This is a genomic window from Pseudomonas sp. 05N433, from assembly GCF_056396925.1.
This window is the reverse complement of the sequence record NZ_JBFTML010000029.1, coordinates 18745-35801: the sequence shown is the minus strand read 5'-3', so window position 1 is coordinate 35801 and position 17057 is coordinate 18745. Positions and strand designations below refer to the sequence as shown.

General features: G+C 59.7%; 15 protein-coding genes. 11 read left to right on the top strand and 4 right to left on the bottom strand.

What is annotated here, in order from left to right; genetic code table 11:
- The first annotated feature begins 54 nt into the window (after nt 1–54).
- Nucleotides 55–471 carry a DUF3010 family protein gene (locus AC1DIS_RS16595; RefSeq protein ID WP_019580672.1) on the top strand — a complete coding sequence of 139 codons (417 nt, stop codon included), beginning with the start codon at nt 55–57 and terminating at the stop codon, nt 469–471.
- Between the two features lie 117 nt (nt 472–588).
- On the opposite strand, the gene AC1DIS_RS16590 is transcribed toward AC1DIS_RS16595, so the two are convergent.
- Complete coding sequence (locus AC1DIS_RS16590) at nt 589–1536, bottom strand: GlxA family transcriptional regulator (protein ID WP_064620848.1); 948 nt, start codon at nt 1534–1536, stop codon at nt 589–591.
- A gap of 210 nt (nt 1537–1746) precedes the next feature.
- On the opposite strand from AC1DIS_RS16590, the gene AC1DIS_RS16585 reads away from it, so the two are divergent.
- The 6 genes from AC1DIS_RS16585 to AC1DIS_RS16560 all read left to right on the top strand — a co-directional run bounded on the left by AC1DIS_RS16585 (nt 1747) and on the right by AC1DIS_RS16560 (nt 7267).
- Entirely contained in the window at nt 1747–2691 is a 945-nt protein-coding gene (locus tag AC1DIS_RS16585; protein WP_007937989.1) for a choline ABC transporter substrate-binding protein, read from the top strand.
- A gap of 100 nt (nt 2692–2791) precedes the next feature.
- Nucleotides 2792–3679: a 3-dehydrocarnitine:acetyl-CoA trimethylamine transferase CdhC gene (cdhC, locus tag AC1DIS_RS16580; RefSeq protein WP_477780978.1), complete on the top strand. Its 888-nt coding sequence runs from the start codon at nt 2792–2794 to the stop codon at nt 3677–3679.
- A 153-nt stretch (nt 3680–3832) separates the two neighbouring features.
- The gene (locus AC1DIS_RS16575) at nt 3833–4798 is read left to right on the top strand and encodes an L-carnitine dehydrogenase (protein WP_018928778.1); all 966 of its coding nucleotides are present in this window, start codon (nt 3833–3835) and stop codon (nt 4796–4798) included.
- 179 nt (nt 4799–4977) lie between these two features.
- Nucleotides 4978–5454, top strand: a complete 477-nt coding sequence (locus tag AC1DIS_RS16570) for a thioesterase family protein (RefSeq protein WP_477743640.1) — start codon at nt 4978–4980, stop codon at nt 5452–5454.
- A 13-nt stretch (nt 5455–5467) separates the two neighbouring features.
- Complete coding sequence (locus AC1DIS_RS16565) at nt 5468–6631, top strand: gamma-butyrobetaine dioxygenase (protein ID WP_477743639.1); 1164 nt, start codon at nt 5468–5470, stop codon at nt 6629–6631.
- A 372-nt stretch (nt 6632–7003) separates the two neighbouring features.
- Nucleotides 7004–7267, top strand: a complete 264-nt coding sequence (locus AC1DIS_RS16560) for a hypothetical protein (protein WP_019580667.1) — start codon at nt 7004–7006, stop codon at nt 7265–7267.
- 64 nt (nt 7268–7331) lie between these two features.
- On the opposite strand, the gene gbdR is transcribed toward AC1DIS_RS16560, so the two are convergent.
- A complete protein-coding gene (gene gbdR / locus AC1DIS_RS16555) occupies nt 7332–8435 on the bottom strand; it encodes a choline metabolism transcriptional regulator GbdR (protein WP_007975492.1) in 1104 nt (367 codons plus the stop codon).
- 490 nt (nt 8436–8925) lie between these two features.
- The gene (locus tag AC1DIS_RS16550) at nt 8926–10302 is read right to left on the bottom strand and encodes an L-serine ammonia-lyase (RefSeq protein ID WP_018928774.1); all 1377 of its coding nucleotides are present in this window, start codon (nt 10300–10302) and stop codon (nt 8926–8928) included.
- A 436-nt stretch (nt 10303–10738) separates the two neighbouring features.
- Here AC1DIS_RS16550 and AC1DIS_RS16545 point away from each other — a divergent pair, with 436 nt between their 5' ends.
- The 3 genes from AC1DIS_RS16545 (at nt 10739) to choV (ending at nt 13773) form a co-directional block, all read left to right on the top strand.
- Complete coding sequence (locus AC1DIS_RS16545; RefSeq protein WP_018928773.1) at nt 10739–11686, top strand: choline ABC transporter substrate-binding protein; 948 nt, start codon at nt 10739–10741, stop codon at nt 11684–11686.
- Between the two features lie 66 nt (nt 11687–11752).
- The gene (gene choW / locus AC1DIS_RS16540; protein WP_477780977.1) at nt 11753–12598 is read left to right on the top strand and encodes a choline ABC transporter permease subunit; all 846 of its coding nucleotides are present in this window, start codon (nt 11753–11755) and stop codon (nt 12596–12598) included.
- The gene (gene choV / locus AC1DIS_RS16535) at nt 12595–13773 is read left to right on the top strand and encodes a choline ABC transporter ATP-binding protein (RefSeq protein WP_018928771.1); all 1179 of its coding nucleotides are present in this window, start codon (nt 12595–12597) and stop codon (nt 13771–13773) included. The genes choW and choV overlap by 4 nt, the downstream gene beginning before the upstream one ends.
- A gap of 256 nt (nt 13774–14029) precedes the next feature.
- On the opposite strand, the gene AC1DIS_RS16530 is transcribed toward choV, so the two are convergent.
- Nucleotides 14030–15979, bottom strand: a complete 1950-nt coding sequence (locus tag AC1DIS_RS16530; RefSeq protein WP_231508959.1) for a BCCT family transporter — start codon at nt 15977–15979, stop codon at nt 14030–14032.
- Between the two features lie 380 nt (nt 15980–16359).
- On the opposite strand from AC1DIS_RS16530, the gene betI reads away from it, so the two are divergent.
- Entirely contained in the window at nt 16360–16953 is a 594-nt protein-coding gene (betI, locus tag AC1DIS_RS16525) for a transcriptional regulator BetI (protein WP_018928769.1), read from the top strand.
- Nucleotides 16954–17057: the final 104 nt, after the last annotated feature.

The following is a 17057-nucleotide window of genomic DNA, read 5'->3' as shown; positions in this document are numbered from 1 at the left end:
CACTTGCCAACTTGAGCTGTAAGCTGCACGTCATCAGCCAGTAAAGGGATTCAAATGAAAATCTGCGGCATCGAAATCAAAGGCAGCGAAGCAATCCTTGCCGTGGCCTCCCTCGACGATCAGGGGCTGACCCACGTCGCGCTGGCCACCAAGAAAATCGCCCTCGACGATGACGACGAAGCCGCCAACGTCAAAGTCTTTGCCGCTCAGGTGGCGTCGTTTATTCGTGAGAATTCAATCGACCGGATCGCGATCAAAAAGCGCAGCAAGAAAGGTGAGTTCGCCGGTGGGCCGACCACCTTCAAGATCGAAGGGGTTTTCCAGTTGCTGGAAAATTGCGAGGTGACGCTGCTGTCGCCGCAAACCATCAATGCGCAGAACAAAAAGTTCGACTTTGAACTGCCGGCCACGCTGAACAAGTATCAGCACGAGGCCTACAAAGCGGCCTGCTCGGCGCTGATGAAGAAATAAAAACGACACATCTCCTGTAGGAGCGAGGCTTGCCCGCGAAGGCGTCGTGTCAGACAACAATGATTTCGAATGTGCCGGCCTCTTCGCGGGCAAGCCTCGCTCCTACAGGGGTCGGTTTCAGGCCTTCTGGCTTTGTCGGCGATCCTCCCGCGGGCACCGCTCAAACCTCGCCCGATAACTGCGGGTGAAATACGACGGCGATTCAAACCCGCAGGCGATACTCACCTCCAGCACACTCATGTCCGTCTGGCGCAGCAGCTGCCGCGCCTTCTCCAGCCTTAGTCGCAGATAGAAATTGCTCGGCGTGTCGTGCAGGTGCAGGCGAAACAGGCGCTCTAGCTGACGCCGGGTCACTTTGATCGATTCCGCCAGCTCCAAAGTGCTGAGCGGCGGTTCGCTGTGCTGTTCCATCTCCCCAATGACATGCACCAGTTTCTTGTTGCTGATGCCATATCGCGTGGCGACTTCCATGCGTTGGTGGTCTTTGCGCGGGCGAATGCGCCCGAGTACGAATTGTTCGCTGACCTGAATCGCCAGTTCCGGACCATGAGCCTGACCGATGAGGTCAAGCATCAGGTCGATCGAGGCGGTGCCGCCGGCGGAGGTGATACGCCGTCGGTCGATCTCGAACAGCTCCTGGGTGACGCTCAGCTGTGGATAAGATTCCTTGAAGGCGTCGATCGCTTCCCAGTGCAGGGTCAGGCGATGGCCGTCGAGCAGGCCGGCTTCGGCGAGGATGAAACTGCCGGTGTCGATGGCGCCGAGGGTTACGCCTTCGTTGTCCAGCCGACGTAACCAATGCTCCAGGGCCGGGGTGGCGAACTTCAGCGGTTCGAAACCGGCGACCACCAACAGGGTTGCGCCTTTCTTCAGCGGCTCCAGCGCCGCATCGGCGTTGACCGACATGCCGTTACTGGCCAAAACCGCCCCGCCATCGGCGCTCAACACATGCCAGCGGTACAACTCGCCGCGAAAGCGATTGGCGACCCGCAGCGGCTCGATTGCCGAGATAAAACCGATCGCCGAAAAACCCGGCATCAACAAGAAGTAGAAATCCTGGGACATGGAGCGCACTCGACTGGCAGGCAACGAGAGGGCGGGAAGCGTGTGGACGTTGATACGCCACTTGCCAGCAGCATTCAAGTGCGCAGGTCGCCGCAGTGCAAGAGCTGGTCGCCGCAGTGCGTTTTCACGGGGGCTTTGCTGCGTAACTTGGCATCACCGGCGCATCAGACACCGGAACCCACAATAAACGACCTGCCGAGGAACCCCGACATGAAACGACTGATCAGCAGCTGTGTTCTTGCACTCAGCGGTACCGCTTTCTTGAGCGCCAGTGTCATGGCAGCCGAACCCGCGTCGTGCCAGAACGTGCGCATGGGCGTAGTGAACTGGACCGACGTGATCGCCACCAGCGCCATGACCCAGGTCCTGCTCGACGGCCTCGGCTACAGCACCAAACAAACCAGCGCCTCCCAGCAAATCGTCTTTGCCGGCATTCGCGACCAGCGCCTGGATTTGTTCCTGGGCTACTGGAACCCGCTGATGACCCAGACCATCACGCCGTTTGTCGATGCCAAGCAGGTCAAAGTGCTTGAAGCGCCAAGCCTCAAGGACGCCCGCGCCACCCTCGCAGTACCGACTTACCTTGCCGACAAGGGCCTGAAAACCTTCGCCGACATCGCCAAGTTTGAAAAAGAACTGGGCGGCAAGATTTACGGCATCGAACCTGGCTCGGGCGCCAACACCCAGATCAAGGCGATGATCGCCAAGAACCAGTTCGGCCTCGGCAAGTTCCAGCTGGTCGAGTCCAGCGAAGCCGGCATGCTGGCGGCAGTAGATCGCGCGGTACGCCGCAAGGAAGCCGTGGTGTTCTTCGGCTGGGCGCCGCACCCGATGAACGTCAACGTGAAGATGACCTACCTCACCGGCAGCGACGACGCCCTCGGCCCGAACGAAGGCATGGCCACGGTCTGGACCGTCACCTCGCCGAACTACGCGCAGCAATGCCCGAACGTCGGTCGCCTGCTGAGCAACCTGACGTTCACCGCCGAAGACGAGAGCCGGATGATGCAGCCGCTGCTGGATCACAAGGACGCTTTCGAATCGGCCAAACAGTGGCTCAAGGATCACCCGCAAGACAAGCAACGCTGGCTTGAAGGCGTGACCACATTCGATGGCAAGCCGGCCGCTGAAAACCTGAAGCTGACCAGTAAATAGAACCGAAAGGAACCACCGATTCGCAGCCCGATGCGGGCTGCGAGCGGAATCTCCACGCCCAAGCTCCGCCAAAAAACTCAAGCCTGAAGGAAACCGCCTCATGAACCACGACGTCATCATCACCTGCGCACTCACCGGTGCTGGCGACACGACCGCCAAGAGCCCACACGTGCYGGTCACCCCGAAACAAATCGCTGCCGCCGCCGTGGAAGCCGCCAAGGCGGGCGCTACCGTGGTCCACTGCCACGTTCGCGACCCACAAACCGGCAAGTTCAGCCGTGACGTGGCGCTGTACCGCGAAGTGATGGAGCGCATCCGCGAGGCGGACGTCGACATCATCGTCAACCTCACTGCCGGCATGGGCGGCGACCTGGAAATCGGCGCAGGCGAGAACCCGATGGAGTTCGGCCCGAACACCGATCTGGTCGGCCCACTGACCCGTCTGGCCCACGTTGAAGAATTGCTGCCAGAAATCTGCACCCTGGATTGCGGCACCCTGAACTTCGGCGACGGCGACACCATTTACGTGTCCACCCCTGCCCAGCTGCGTGCTGGCGCCAAACGCATTCAAGAGCTGGGCGTCAAGCCTGAGCTGGAAATTTTCGACACCGGTCACCTGTGGTTCGCCAAGCAGATGATCAAGGAAGGTCTGCTGGATAACCCGTTGTTCCAGCTGTGCCTGGGCATCCCTTGGGGCGCGCCGGCTGATACCACCACCATGAAAGCCATGGTCGACAACCTGCCGGCCAATGCGGTCTGGGCGGCGTTCGGCATCGGGCGCATGCAGATGCCGATGGCGGCGCAAGCGGTGCTGCTCGGTGGCAACGTGCGGGTCGGCCTGGAAGACAACCTGTGGCTGGACAAGGGCGTACTGGCGACCAACGGCCAACTGGTCGAACGCGCCTCGGAAATCCTCAGCCGCCTCGGCGCCCGCGTTCTGACCCCGGCAGAAGGCCGGGCAAAAATGGGCCTGACCAAGCGCGGCTAAACCACACATACCTCCCCGTAGGAACGAGCGATGCGGCGATCCGACTTGCCCGCGAAGAGGCCGGTACATCCGGTAGATCTCTTGCGGCAGGAAAGCCGTCTTCGCGAGCAAGCTTCGCTCCTACAGGATCATCGAACTCTTTAGGAAGTCGCCATGAGCTTTATCACTGATATCAAAACCTTCGCAGCACTGGGCAGCGGTGTCATCGGCAGCGGCTGGGTGTCCCGCGCCCTCGCCCACGGCCTCGATGTGGTGGCCTGGGATCCGGCACCCGGTGCCGAAGCGGCGCTGCGCAAACGTGTCGCCAATGCCTGGGGCGCGCTGGAGAAACAAGGCCTGGCACCCGGCGCATCGCAGGATCGGCTGCGCTTTGTCGCCACCATCGAAGAATGTGTTCGCGACGCGGATTTCATTCAGGAAAGCGCCCCTGAGCGCCTGGACCTGAAACTGGAACTGCACAGCAAAATCAGCGCGGCGGCCAAGCCCAACGCGTTGATCGGTTCCAGCACCTCGGGACTGTTGCCGAGCGAGTTTTACGAGAGTTCGACGCACCCGGAACGCTGCGTGGTCGGGCACCCGTTCAACCCGGTTTATCTGCTGCCATTGGTGGAAGTGGTCGGCGGCAAGAACACCGCGCCAGAAGCGGTGCAAGCGGCGATGAAAGTCTATGAATCCCTGGGGATGCGCCCGCTGCATGTGCGCAAGGAAGTACCGGGATTTATCGCCGACCGTTTGCTCGAAGCCTTGTGGCGTGAGGCGCTGCACCTGGTCAACGACGGCGTGGCGACCACGGGTGAAATCGACGATGCGATTCGTTTTGGCGCGGGTCTGCGCTGGTCGTTCATGGGCACCTTCCTGACTTACACCCTGGCAGGCGGCGATGCCGGGATGCGGCACTTCATGGCGCAGTTCGGACCAGCATTGCAGCTGCCCTGGACGTACCTGCCGGCACCGGAGCTGACCGACAAGTTGATTGACGATGTGGTGGATGGCACCAGCGATCAGTTGGGCACACACAGCATCTCGGCACTGGAACGCTATCGTGACGATTGCTTGTTGGCGGTGCTGGAGGCGGTGAAAACCACCAAAGAGAAGCATGGGATGGCCTTCAGCGAATAAACACACACCCTGTGGCGAGGGAGCTTGCTCCCGCTCGGCCGCGAAGCGGTCGTAAAACCAGCAAACGCGATTTGACTGATACCTCGCATCCACCGGTTTTGGGACTGCTTCGCAGTCCAGCGGGAGCAAGCTCCCTCGCCACACATGTGTACACCAGCGATTATCTGTGGAGTTCCACCATGCCCACCCTCACCACCTACCAAACCAGAATCGTCCCCGATTGGGTCGACTACAACGGCCATCTGCGCGATGCCTTCTACCTGCTGATTTTCAGCTACGCCACTGACGCGTTGATGGATCGGCTGGGTATGGACAGCAACAACCGCGAGGCCAGCGGCCACTCGCTGTTTACCCTCGAACTGCACCTCAATTACCTGCACGAAGTGAAACTCGATGCCGACGTCGAAGTGCATACGCAGATCATCGGCCACGACCGCAAGCGCCTGCACCTCTACCACAGCCTGCATCTGGTGGGCGGTGACAAGGAGCTGGCGGGCAATGAACAGATGCTGCTGCACGTCGACCTCGCCGGGCCGCGATCCGCGCCATTCAGCGAAGAAACCTTGAGCAAGCTACAGGCCATTGTCGCTGATCAAGCCGACTTGCCCGCACCCGCCTGGATCGGCCGAGTGATCGCATTACCCCCCGAAAAATAACAAGGAGCCCGCCATGAACACCGCCGCCGCTTTTGCCGATTTCCGCACCTATCCATTGATCAGCGCGTTGACCGCCGTGCACACCCTGGCGGACCGCATTCAAGTGAAGTGGGCGGACGGTCGGGTCAGCCCTTTTCATCATCAATGGCTGCGGGACAACTGCCCGTGCCCACAGTGCGTCTACACGGTGACGCGCGAGCAAGTGCTGGAAATCGTCGATGTCGCAGAGCACCTGATGCCTGAAAACGCCACGGTCGATGACGAAGGCTGCCTGTGCGTCGATTGGCAGGATGGCCACCTCAGCCGCTTCGATCCGGGCTGGCTGCGGGCCCATGCCTATGACGATGAGTCCCGCGCCGAACGCCAGGCGGGCAAACCGAAAGCCAGGCTTTGGCACAGCGATTTGCAGCTGCCAGTGTTCGAATACCAGGCCCTGATGGAAAACAACGACGCCTTGTTGCAATGGCTGCTGGCCGTGCGCGATATCGGCCTGACTCAAGTGCGCGGAGTCCCCACCGAGCCGGGCTCGCTGAAGCTGATCGCCCAACGGATTTCGTTCATCCGCGAGAGCAATTTCGGCGTGCTGTTCAACGTGCAATCCAAGGCCGATGCCGACAGCAATGCCTACACCGCCTTCAACCTGCCACTGCACAGCGATTTGCCGACCCGGGAGTTGCAACCGGGGCTGCAATTTCTGCATTGCCTGGTGAATGACGCCGACGGTGGCGAGAGTATTTTCGTCGACGGTTTTGCCATCGCCCAAGCTTTGCGTCAGGAAGATCCAGAGGCGTTTCAAGCCTTGTGTGAAATCCCCGTGGAGTTCCGCAACAAGGACCGCCACAGCGACTACCGCTGCCTGGCGCCGATCATCGCGCTGGATGCATTCGGGCAAGTGTCGGAAATCCGCATGGCGAACTTTCTGCGCGGGCCATTCGATGCTTCAGTGGAGCAGATGCCCAGGCTGTATCGCGCTTACCGGCGCTTCATTGCGATGACCCGCGAGGCGCGTTTCCGGGTGATGACACGGCTTAACCCCGGCGAGTTGTGGTGCTTCGACAACCGCCGCACCCTCCACGCCCGCAACGCCTTCGACCCCGCCACCGGCGCCCGGCATTTCCAGGGTTGCTATGTCGACCGGGATGAATTGCTGTCGCGCATTCTCGTTTTACAACGCTAGACCGCGTCATCGTTCATCGCGGGCAAGCCACGCTCCTACAGGGTATTCGCGATCCCTGTAGGAGCGAGGCTTGCCCGCGAAAGCGTCAGCCCAATCAACACGTCCATTACCGATTCACAGGCAAAAAAAACCCCGATCAAGCCGTGACAAGATCGGAGCTGAGGAGGGTACTGTTGAGGAGCTGTTGCGCGAGGGTGACCAAACCTTCGTGATGCCAGCTGAGTCCAGTGTGCCTACTCCCATCCTTAGCAAGTTAGCCGAAAACGACCTGTTCATAGGTATTGCGGCCATTGCGACAAATCGTCCTTGCCGACGCCTACAGCCCCTACCAGAATCGAACCACGACACCGTTCCCTGAAGAAGGATTGCGTCATGATGTACGCCGATTTGATAGACCAGGAAGACCTGTTGAGCCAGCTGAAAGCGCTGGGGTTTTCAGTGCCCCCCGGCGCAACCGCCGAGCAAGCCTGCGAATGCGCAGTACGGGGTTTGAACAACGAGCGGGCAATGGAACTGCGGACCATGGTCAAGCAGATGTACACCAGCAGCGCGTCAATCCAGCCGGCCGTGCGTCAGGCCATTGACAAGCAACTGTTACCGGCATTGGCGCAGTACCAACAGAGCCATAGCGCCTGATTTCCGGGGTGTGAACACTTTGTGGCGAGGGAGCTTGCTCCCTCGCCACAATAGTTTGCCTGGTTTAGAGCCTTACGCTGGCAAACGTCGATTCATTACGCGCCTGGCTCAACGCCGACAGCGGCCCGGACAACGGCGACAGCACCAGTGCTTGCGGCAGCGGCATCATCGCCACTTGTTGCGTGGTATTGGAGCCTACGCGCTCGTCACGCGGCGGAATGCCGAAGTATTCGCGGTAGCACTTGGAGAAGTGCGGCGTGGACACGAACCCGCACACCGACGCCACTTCGATGATCGACATCGGCGTTTGCTTGAGCAATTGCCGAGCACGGATCAGGCGCAGTTTCAGGTAGTAACGCGACGGCGAGCAGTGCAGGTATTTCTGGAACAGCCGCTCCAGCTGACGACGCGAAACGGCGACATAAACCGCCAGTTCATCGAGGTCGATCGGCTCTTCGAGGTTAGCCTCCATCAGCGCCACGATTTCCTGCAGTTTCGGCTGGTTGGTGCCGAGCATGTGCTTGAGCGGCACGCGCTGGTGATCCTGCTCGTTGCGGATGCGCTCGTAGACGAACATCTCCGAAATCGCGGCCGACAGTTCACGACCGTGATCGCGGCTGATCAGGTGCAGCATCATGTCCAGCGGCGCAGTGCCGCCGGAGCTGGTGAACCGGTTACGGTCGAGGGTGAACAGCCGGGTGCTCATGGCCACCCGCGGGAAAGCTTCCTGCATAGCGGCCAGACATTCCCAGTGCACGCTGCAATCGAAACCGTCCAGCAGGCCGGCGCACGCCAGGGCCCAGCTGCCGGTGCAGACCGCGCCGAGACGACGGGACTGACGCGCCTGGCTTTGCAGCCACGACACATGCTCACGGGTTACGGTGCGCTGAATGCCGATACCGCCGCAGACAATGACGGTGTCCATGGGTGGTGCTTTGTGCATGGAGGCGTCGGGGGTGATCTGCAGGCCGTCACTGGCCCAGACCTGACCGCCATCGACGGTGAGCGTGGTCCAGCGGTACAGCTCGCGACCGGACAATTGGTTGGCCATGCGCAGGGGTTCTACTGCGGAGGCCAGAGAAATCAGCGTGAAATTGTCCAGCAGCAGAAAGCCGATGGATTGAGGCGCACGGTTCTGGGGTTGGGCCCCGGAGTTGAACGTCGTCATCGCGGTATCTCCTCACACAAAGCGGGTGATGGCCTCAGGCGGAGGCTCTTTTTATTGCCATCGTTCTCGCGTGGGAGACGGGCTTTGTAATGACAGAGCAATTGCCATGCCTAAATTGAATGCGCGTTCAATAACTCCTGAAAACGACGTCGCGATGCGTCTAGATATGGCGCGCAGAGATAAGAGGTTAAAAGTGCCATCAAAGGCCCCAAACCCGTGCCCCCGTTGCGTGTGAGCAAATCGGTAGCACTTGTGGGAACAGGTCTGCGACGCGGCGGTCAAGAGTGTCACCGCTGGCACAGGTGACGAACGGTCAGGGTTTGAATTTGATCCCCGACCGGGGAGCCGGGCTTGCCTGTTTGCGACGCGCCAAAACGTGGCGCGTTTTAGTGCGCGTGTTCACTTGGTGCGCAGTTTTGACTGGTCTGGTGTAGCACATGAGGTCTTTGTGGAGAGCAGGCTTGCCCCCTCTCCACAGGTCAACTCGGTTTCAGCACTCCACCGCGCTAACCGCCAAGCCACCGCGCGACGTCTCTTTATATTTGTCGTGCATGTCGGCACCGGTATCACGCATGGTGCGGATCACCCGGTCCAGCGAGATAAAGTGCTGGCCGTCACCGCGCAGCGCCATCTGCGCGGCGTTGATCGCTTTCACCGCAGCAATCGCATTGCGCTCGATGCACGGTACCTGCACCAGCCCGCCCACCGGGTCGCAGGTCAAGCCGAGGTTATGCTCCAGGCCGATTTCCGCCGCGTTACACAGCTGCTCCGGCGTGGCACCAAGAACCTCCGCCAACCCGGCCGCCGCCATGGCGCAAGCCGAACCGACTTCACCCTGGCAACCGACTTCGGCACCGGAGATCGAGGCGTTCTTTTTGCACAGAATCCCCACCGCCGCGGCACTGAGGAAGTAATCGACCACATTGGCGTCGGTCACCGCCTCGCTGAATTTCATAAAGTAGTGCAACACCGCCGGAATGATCCCCGCCGCACCGTTGGTCGGCGCCGTGACCATGCGCCCGCCGGCAGCGTTTTCTTCGTTGACCGCCAGCGCGAACAGGTTGACCCACTCCATCGCGCTCAAGGTCGAGCCGATCACGTTGGGCTTGTTCAGCTCTTGCAAGCTGCGGTGCAACTTGGCCGCGCGACGGCGCACATTGAGACCGCCGGGCAGGATGCCTTCGTGCTTGAGGCCTTGCTCCACACAATCCTGCATGGCGCGCCAGAGCTTCATCAGGCCACTGCGGATTTCTTCTTCGCTGCGCCAGACTTTCTCGTTGGCCATCATCAATTCGGCCACGCGCAGGTTGTGCTTCTTGCACAGGCTGAGCAATTCGACGGCACTGGAGAAGTCGTAAGGCAGTACGGTGTTATCCAGATCCACCACACCGCTGGAAGCTTGCGCCTCGTCGACGACAAAACCGCCGCCGATGGAATAATAGGTATCGCGATGCAGCTCGCCGTGATCGCCTTCGGCGACCAGGGTCATGGCGTTCGGATGGAACGGCAGGTTCTCGTCGATCAGGCGCATGTCCCGAGCCCAGATGAACGGGACCGACAAGCGGCCGTCGAGCAATAGCGTGTGAGTTTCACGCAAGGCTTCTATACGGATGCCGATTTGCGACGGATCGATCGCGTCGGGCCACTCGCCCATCAACCCCATGATCACCGCGTTGTCGCTGCCGTGGCCGATGCCGGTGGCCGAGAGCGATCCGTATAGCTGAACTTCGATGCGACACACCTGCTCCAGAAGCCCCCGCTCGCGCAAACCTTGCACGAACAGCGCCGCGGCGCGCATAGGCCCCACGGTGTGCGAACTGGAAGGGCCGATGCCGATTTTGAACAAGTCGAAAACGCTGATAGCCATTACTGCTGAACTCCTGGATGTGCCTGCTCCAGGCGCAAAAGCGCCCAGTGACGGAGCTGCTACGCTCAAGCTGCAATCCGTCGAGATGGCCGCATCATCAGGCTTTTACCATGTCGTTCAACGTCTCACACCGACGCACTCATGCCCACTAGCGCCGCAGGTCTCTTACGCAATGTTTTCGCCGTTTTTTTGCGGATCAGCGGGGCAAATCGGGCTGAAAAAAGCTGTAAACGACGTCACCGACACTGGATGCGACCATCCCTGTACTGGTTACGACGCACCCTGTAGGCGTCAGATTTTCACTGGTACATGATCGTATCGACTCGATTGCAAGGCGCTGTGGTAGAGCTGTCTCCAAAACGCCATCCAACCGCAACAGATAAGTGCGGTGGTCCAGTCGGAACACTGCCAAAAAAAACACTTAGGAGTCGCCCCTATGAAAGGTTCCCCGTCGTTGTTGTTGGCCGCCATGCTGAGTCTGCCGTTCCTGGCTCAAGCCGCAGAGCCGGCCCAATGCAGCACCGTAAACTTCTCCGATGTCGGCTGGACGGACATTACCGCGACCACCGCGACCACCAGCGTTGTGCTCAACGCCCTCGGCTACAAGACCAAGACCACGATGATTTCCGTGCCGGTGACCTACAAGTCCCTGGCCGACGGCAAGAACATGGACGTGTTCCTGGGTAACTGGATGCCGACCATGGAAAACGACATCAAGGCCTATCGGGATGCCGGCACAGTGGAAACCGTGCGCACCAACCTCAAAGGTGCCAAATACACCCTCGCCGTACCACAAGCGCTGTACGACAAAGGGCTGCATGACTTTGCCGACATCGCCAAGTTCAAGAAAGAACTCGACGGCAAGATCTACGGTATCGAGCCAGGCAACGACGGCAACCGTCTGATCCAGAGCATGATCGACAAAGACGCCTTCGGTCTCAAAACCGCCGGTTTCAAAGTCGTCGAATCCAGCGAAGCGGGCATGTTGTCGCAAGTCGACCGTGCGCAAAAACGCGACACCGCCGTGGTGTTCCTCGGCTGGGCACCGCACCCGATGAACAAACGTTTCAAGATTCAGTACTTGACCGGTGGCGATGACTTCTTCGGCCCGGATTTCGGTGCTGCCACCGTTGCGACCAACACTCGCAAGGGGTATACCCAAGAGTGCAGCAACGTCGGCCAACTGCTGAAAAACCTGGAGTTCACCGTCGACATGGAGAGTACGCTGATGGGCAACATCCTGGACGACAAGATGAAGCCTGAAGCGGCCGCCAAGGCCTGGCTGAAAAAGAACCCACAGGTGCTCGATACCTGGCTCGCTGGCGTGACCACCATTGACGGTAAACCAGGCCTGGAGGCCGTGAAAGCCAAGCTCGCGCAGTAATCGCTTACGCCGGGCAGGCTCGCCTGCCCGGGCTGTTTATTTCCTTGCATGCGGACGTTCACTACCATGCTGATTGATCAGAAAATACCCTTAGGCCAGTACATCGCGAGCTTCGTTGAATGGTTGACGCAACACGGCGCCAGCACCTTCGACGCCATCGCCGTGTCACTGGAAACGATGATCCACGGCGTGACTTTTGCGCTGACCTGGTTCAACCCGCTGGCATTGATCGGCCTCATCGCACTACTGGCACATTTCATCCAACGCAAATGGGGCCTGACCGTTTTCGTCATCGCCTCCTTCCTGCTGATCCTCAATCTGGGGTACTGGCAGGAAACCATGGAAACCCTCGCCCAGGTGTTGTTCGCCACCCTGGTCTGCGTAGTGATCGGCGTGCCGTTGGGTATCGTCGCCGCGCACAAACCGATGTTCTACACACTGATGCGGCCGGTGCTCGATCTGATGCAGACCGTACCGACTTTCGTGTACCTCATTCCTACCCTGACCCTCTTCGGTCTGGGTGTGGTCCCGGGTCTGATCTCGACGGTGGTGTTCGCGATTGCCGCGCCCATCCGCCTGACCTACTTGGGTATCCGCGATGTTCCGGACGAACTGATGGACGCCGGCAAAGCCTTTGGCTGCTCGCGCCGTCAGTTGCTCTCGCRCATCGAACTGCCCCACGCCATGCCAAGCATCGCGGCCGGTATCACCCAGTGCATCATGCTGTCGTTGTCGATGGTGGTGATTGCGGCACTGGTGGGCGCCGACGGCCTGGGCAAACCTGTGGTCAACGCACTGAACACTGCTGATATCGCACTGGGCTTCGAAGCAGGCCTGGCGATCGTATTGCTGGCGATCATGCTCGACCGTATCTGCAAACAACCCGAAGCCAAAGTAGGGGGTGACGCATGAGCATTATTCGCTTCGAAGACGTGGACGTGATCTTCTCCAAAGATCCACGCGCCGCTCTCAAACTGCTCGACCAGGGCATGACCCGCAACGAGATTCTGAAAAAGACCGGGCAAATCGTCGGTGTCGAAAAGGCCAGCCTGGACATCGAGAAAGGTGAAATCTGCGTACTGATGGGTTTGTCCGGCTCCGGCAAATCCAGCCTGTTGCGCTGCATCAACGGCCTCAACACCGTTAGCCGTGGCAAGTTGTTCGTCGAACACGAAGGCCGGCAGATCGACATCGCGTCCTGCACCCCGGCGGAACTGAAGATGATGCGCACCAAGCGCATCGCGATGGTGTTCCAGAAGTTCGCCCTGATGCCTTGGCTGACGGTGCGCGAGAACATCAGCTTCGGTCTGGAAATGCAGGGTCGCCCCGAGAAAGAACGCCGCAAACTGGTGGACGAGAAGCTTGAGCTGGTGGGCCTGACCCAGTGGCGCAACAAGAAACCCAATGAGCTCTCCGGCGGCATGCAGCAGCGTGTCGGCCTGGCCCGTGCGCTGGCGATGGACGCCGACATCCTGCTGATGGACGAACCGTTCTCGGCCCTCGACCCGCTGATTCGCCAAGGCCTGCAAGATGAACTGCTGGAACTGCAAAACAAGCTGAGCAAGACCATCGTCTTCGTGAGCCACGACCTCGATGAAGCCCTGAAGCTGGGCAGCCGTATCGCGATCATGAAAGACGGCCGGATCATCCAGTACAGCGTGCCGGAAGAAATCGTCCTGAACCCTGCGGACGATTACGTGCGCACCTTCGTCGCCCACACCAATCCGCTGAACGTATTGTGTGGTCGCAGCCTGATGCGCACCCTGGACAACTGCAAACGCATCAACGGTTCGGTGTGCCTGGATCCGGGCGGCGATTCGTGGCTGGACCTGGCCGAAGGCAACACCATCAAAGGCGCGCGCCAGAACGGCTCGAGCCTGGATCTGCAGAAATGGATACCTGGGCAAGCGGTTGAAGCCCTGGGCCGTCGACCAACGCTGGTGGACTCCAACATCGGCATGCGCGATGCGCTGCAGATTCGTTACCAGACCGGCAACAAGCTGGTGCTGCACGACAACAACAAAGTGGTCGGGATCCTGGGCGACAGCGAGCTGTACCACGCGCTGCTCGGCAAGAACCTGGGGTAAGCAAGACAGCAGACACAAAAACGCCGCGAGATGATCGCGGCGTTTTTGTTTGTGCAGATATCAGGTCTGGAATACCGACAACTGTGGCGAGGGAGCTTGCTCCCGCTGGGTTGCGGAGCGACCCCAATCCAGACACCACGGTATTTCAGATAGATCGCGTAACCAGGATCTACGACTGCTTCGCAGCCGAACGGGAGCGAGCTCCCTCGCCACAATGGAGATGCGGTGCATTCACTGCACCGCATCACCTCAAACCTCAGCTATAAACCCGGCCTAGCAGCTGCCGATGGCTTTCAAACTGATCGAGCACGTCACGGGTGATCTGATCCTGAGTGAAGCCCATCAAGTCATAGTCCTGGCTGCCGTTGTGCAGGTACACCTCAGCGCGGTAGTAACGTGCGCGCGGTTCATCGGCACTTTCGGCCGACACCGCTTCACTCGCCGCCGCCAGATAACCGTCCAGGCTCACTTCGTAGACAAAAGGGTTGCCCTCTTCCATCTCGATCCGCAGGCCCATGCAACGCTTGGCTTTACCCAGCAACGTTTGCACGTTCAGGCCCTTGCCACGCAGTTGAACCACGGCCTCTTCCAGCGCCGGGCTGACTTGTTTGTCCATGAAACGCTGAACAATCGACTGATTCGGCTGCAAATCCAGCTGGGTCAGACGCTCGCTGAAACCACGACGACCACGCGCCGCCAGCTCCGCTTGCTCCTGTTCGATCTGCACGTCCTGGCGCATGGCCTTGTGCAAACCGAACATGAAGAACACCAGCACCACCGAGAACGGCAGCCCTGCCAGCACCACCATGGTTTGCATGGCTTCGAAGTTACCGGCGAACAGCAGACCGATGGTCACCAGGGTGATCACCACCGACCAGAAAATCCGCAGCCAGTGCGGCGCGTCTTCGTCGACGTTGCCGCCCTTGCACGAAAGGTTGGCCATCATCACCGCGCCGGAGTCCGCCGGGGTCAGGAACAGCACGAAACCGACAAAAATCGACACGCCAATGACAACTTTCGACGCCGGGTAATGCTCAAGCAACTGGTAGATCGCCATCGATGGCTGTTCCAGCGCCGTCTTCCCGAGCTCCACCGCCCCATGGTTCATCACCAGGTCCAGGGCCGAGTTACCGAAGATCGACAGCCATGCCAGGGTGAAACCCAGCGGAATCAGCAGCACGCCGGCGACCAGCTCACGCACCGTGCGACCACGGGAAATACGCGCGATGAACATGCCTACAAATGGCGCCCAGGAAATCCACCAGGCCCAGTAGAACAGGGTCCACAGGCCCAGCCAGCGGTCAGACTTCTCACTGTCGCCTTCATACACGTAGAGGTCGAAGGTCTTCAGCACCACGCCATTGAGGTAGTCACCGATGTTCTGCACAAAGCCGTTGAGCAGGTGCAGGGTCGGGCCGAACAACAGCACGAAAATCAGCAGACCGCTGAACAGCACGATGTTCAGGTTGGACAGACGGCGAATGCCGTTTTCCACGCCGGACACCGCTGCGATGGTCGCCACGGTGCTCATCACGATGATCACGATCAGCAAGTTGGTGTTGCTGTGCGCCATGCCGAACAGGTTTTCCAACCCCGACGAGACTTGCAGCGAACCGATCCCCAGGTTCGTCACCAGCCCCAGCAGGGTCACGAACATGCCGAAACCGTCCACCGCATGACCGGCCGCGCCTTTGACCCAACGCTCGCCGACCAACGGATAAAGCGCCGAACGCAAGGCCAACGGCTGGTTATGACGGTAAGCAAAGTACGCCACGGCCAGGCCGACCAAGGCGTAGATCGCCCAGCCATGCAGGCCCCAATGCAGGAACGTCAGCTGCACTGCCTGACGTGCGGCAAGGTTGCTGCCGGCGACGCCTTCCGGCGGGTTGAAGTAATGGTCCAGCGGCTCGGACGCACCGAAGTACAACAGCGAGATGCCGATACCCGACGAGAACAGCATCCCCGCCCAGGCGCCGTAGCTGAAATCCGGGGTATCGTCCTTGCTGCCCAACTTGAGCTTGCCGTAAGACGAAAACGCCAGGCCGACGACAAAAACCAGATAGGCGGCGATCACCACCATGTAGTACCAGCCGAAGCTGCGGGACAACCAGGCCTGGGCAATACCGAGCATTCTGCCGGCCTCTTGCGGGGCGACGATCAGAATGGCGGTCAACAGCAGGATCAGCGCGGTAGAGGTGTAGAACACCCAACCGTTGACCATCACCTTCTCGGGTGGGGTCTTTATTAGAGAGGCAGAACTCATGGCACAGATGCTCCGGGCAGTGCGAGAGAAGAACACAAGGCAACGCGGTACCCGACCAATCGATTAGTTGGCAGCCGACCGGCGGGTGATATAAAGACACCCCGAAAAAAGCCCGAAACCCCTGGAACGCGTCTGCGTATGGGTTTCGAGCATTTTTGGATGTCGGTTTATCGTCATTTACACGTAGGAAAAATCTGTAAGCAGCGACGAATTGTCGCAGATCTTATTCTTTGTTGATTGAACGTTCAATCAAAACAAAATAGACTGGCCCTCAATCCGGTAGGCGTATTTCGTCCACCGGGAGGCCTAAGGAGATGTGCAAGATGCCCAAGGTCGGTATGCAACCCATCCGCCGCCAGCAATTGATCGAAGCCACGCTACAGGCCGTCGATCAGGTCGGCATGGGGGACGCCAGCATTGCGCTGATCGCCCGTTTGGCCGGTGTCTCGAATGGCATCATCAGTCACTATTTTCAGGACAAGAATGGCCTGATCGCCGCCACGATGCGGTATCTGATGAGCGTCCTCAGCGAGAACGTCACCGCACGCCGTCAGGCGATGGCAGATGACAGCCCACGGGCGCATCTGCAGGTGATTATCGAAGGCAACTTCGACGCCAGCCAGGTCAATGGCCCGGCAATGAAAACCTGGTTGGCCTTCTGGGCCACCAGCATGCACCAGCCGTCTTTGCACAGGTTGCAGCGGATCAACGATCACCGTCTGTATTCCAACCTGTGCTGCCAGTTCCGCCGTGCGTTGCCGCTTGATCAAGCGCGCAGCGCCGCCCGGGGCCTGGCAGCCCTCATTGACGGTTTGTGGTTGCGCGGCGCGCTGTCGGGAGATGCTTTCGACACCGAGCAGGCGCAAAGAATCGCTTACGAATACATGGATATCCAATTGGCCAAGCAGGTGAGTTAGAGCACACATAAAACCGCTCAGCCCCTGAACGCCACTGATCAGCGTCGCCAACGCTACACGGCACGTCCCAGTGGTTAACGCCAACCAACTTATGCACTTGCGAG

Coding starts and splice junctions, on each gene's coding strand:
- AC1DIS_RS16590 (WP_064620848.1), bottom strand. CDS start 1,536: ATGTCCCAGGATTTCTACTTCTTGTTGATGCCGGGTTTTTCGGCGATC.
- AC1DIS_RS16585 (WP_007937989.1), top strand. CDS start 1,747: ATGAAACGACTGATCAGCAGCTGTGTTCTTGCACTCAGCGGTACCGCT.
- AC1DIS_RS16575 (WP_018928778.1), top strand. CDS start 3,833: ATGAGCTTTATCACTGATATCAAAACCTTCGCAGCACTGGGCAGCGGT.
- AC1DIS_RS16595 (WP_019580672.1), top strand. CDS start 55: ATGAAAATCTGCGGCATCGAAATCAAAGGCAGCGAAGCAATCCTTGCC.
- AC1DIS_RS16545 (WP_018928773.1), top strand. CDS start 10,739: ATGAAAGGTTCCCCGTCGTTGTTGTTGGCCGCCATGCTGAGTCTGCCG.
- AC1DIS_RS16570 (WP_477743640.1), top strand. CDS start 4,978: ATGCCCACCCTCACCACCTACCAAACCAGAATCGTCCCCGATTGGGTC.
- AC1DIS_RS16550 (WP_018928774.1), bottom strand. CDS start 10,302: ATGGCTATCAGCGTTTTCGACTTGTTCAAAATCGGCATCGGCCCTTCC.
- betI (WP_018928769.1), top strand. CDS start 16,360: ATGCCCAAGGTCGGTATGCAACCCATCCGCCGCCAGCAATTGATCGAA.
- gbdR (WP_007975492.1), bottom strand. CDS start 8,435: ATGACGACGTTCAACTCCGGGGCCCAACCCCAGAACCGTGCGCCTCAA.
- choV (WP_018928771.1), top strand. CDS start 12,595: ATGAGCATTATTCGCTTCGAAGACGTGGACGTGATCTTCTCCAAAGAT.
- AC1DIS_RS16560 (WP_019580667.1), top strand. CDS start 7,004: ATGATGTACGCCGATTTGATAGACCAGGAAGACCTGTTGAGCCAGCTG.
- AC1DIS_RS16565 (WP_477743639.1), top strand. CDS start 5,468: ATGAACACCGCCGCCGCTTTTGCCGATTTCCGCACCTATCCATTGATC.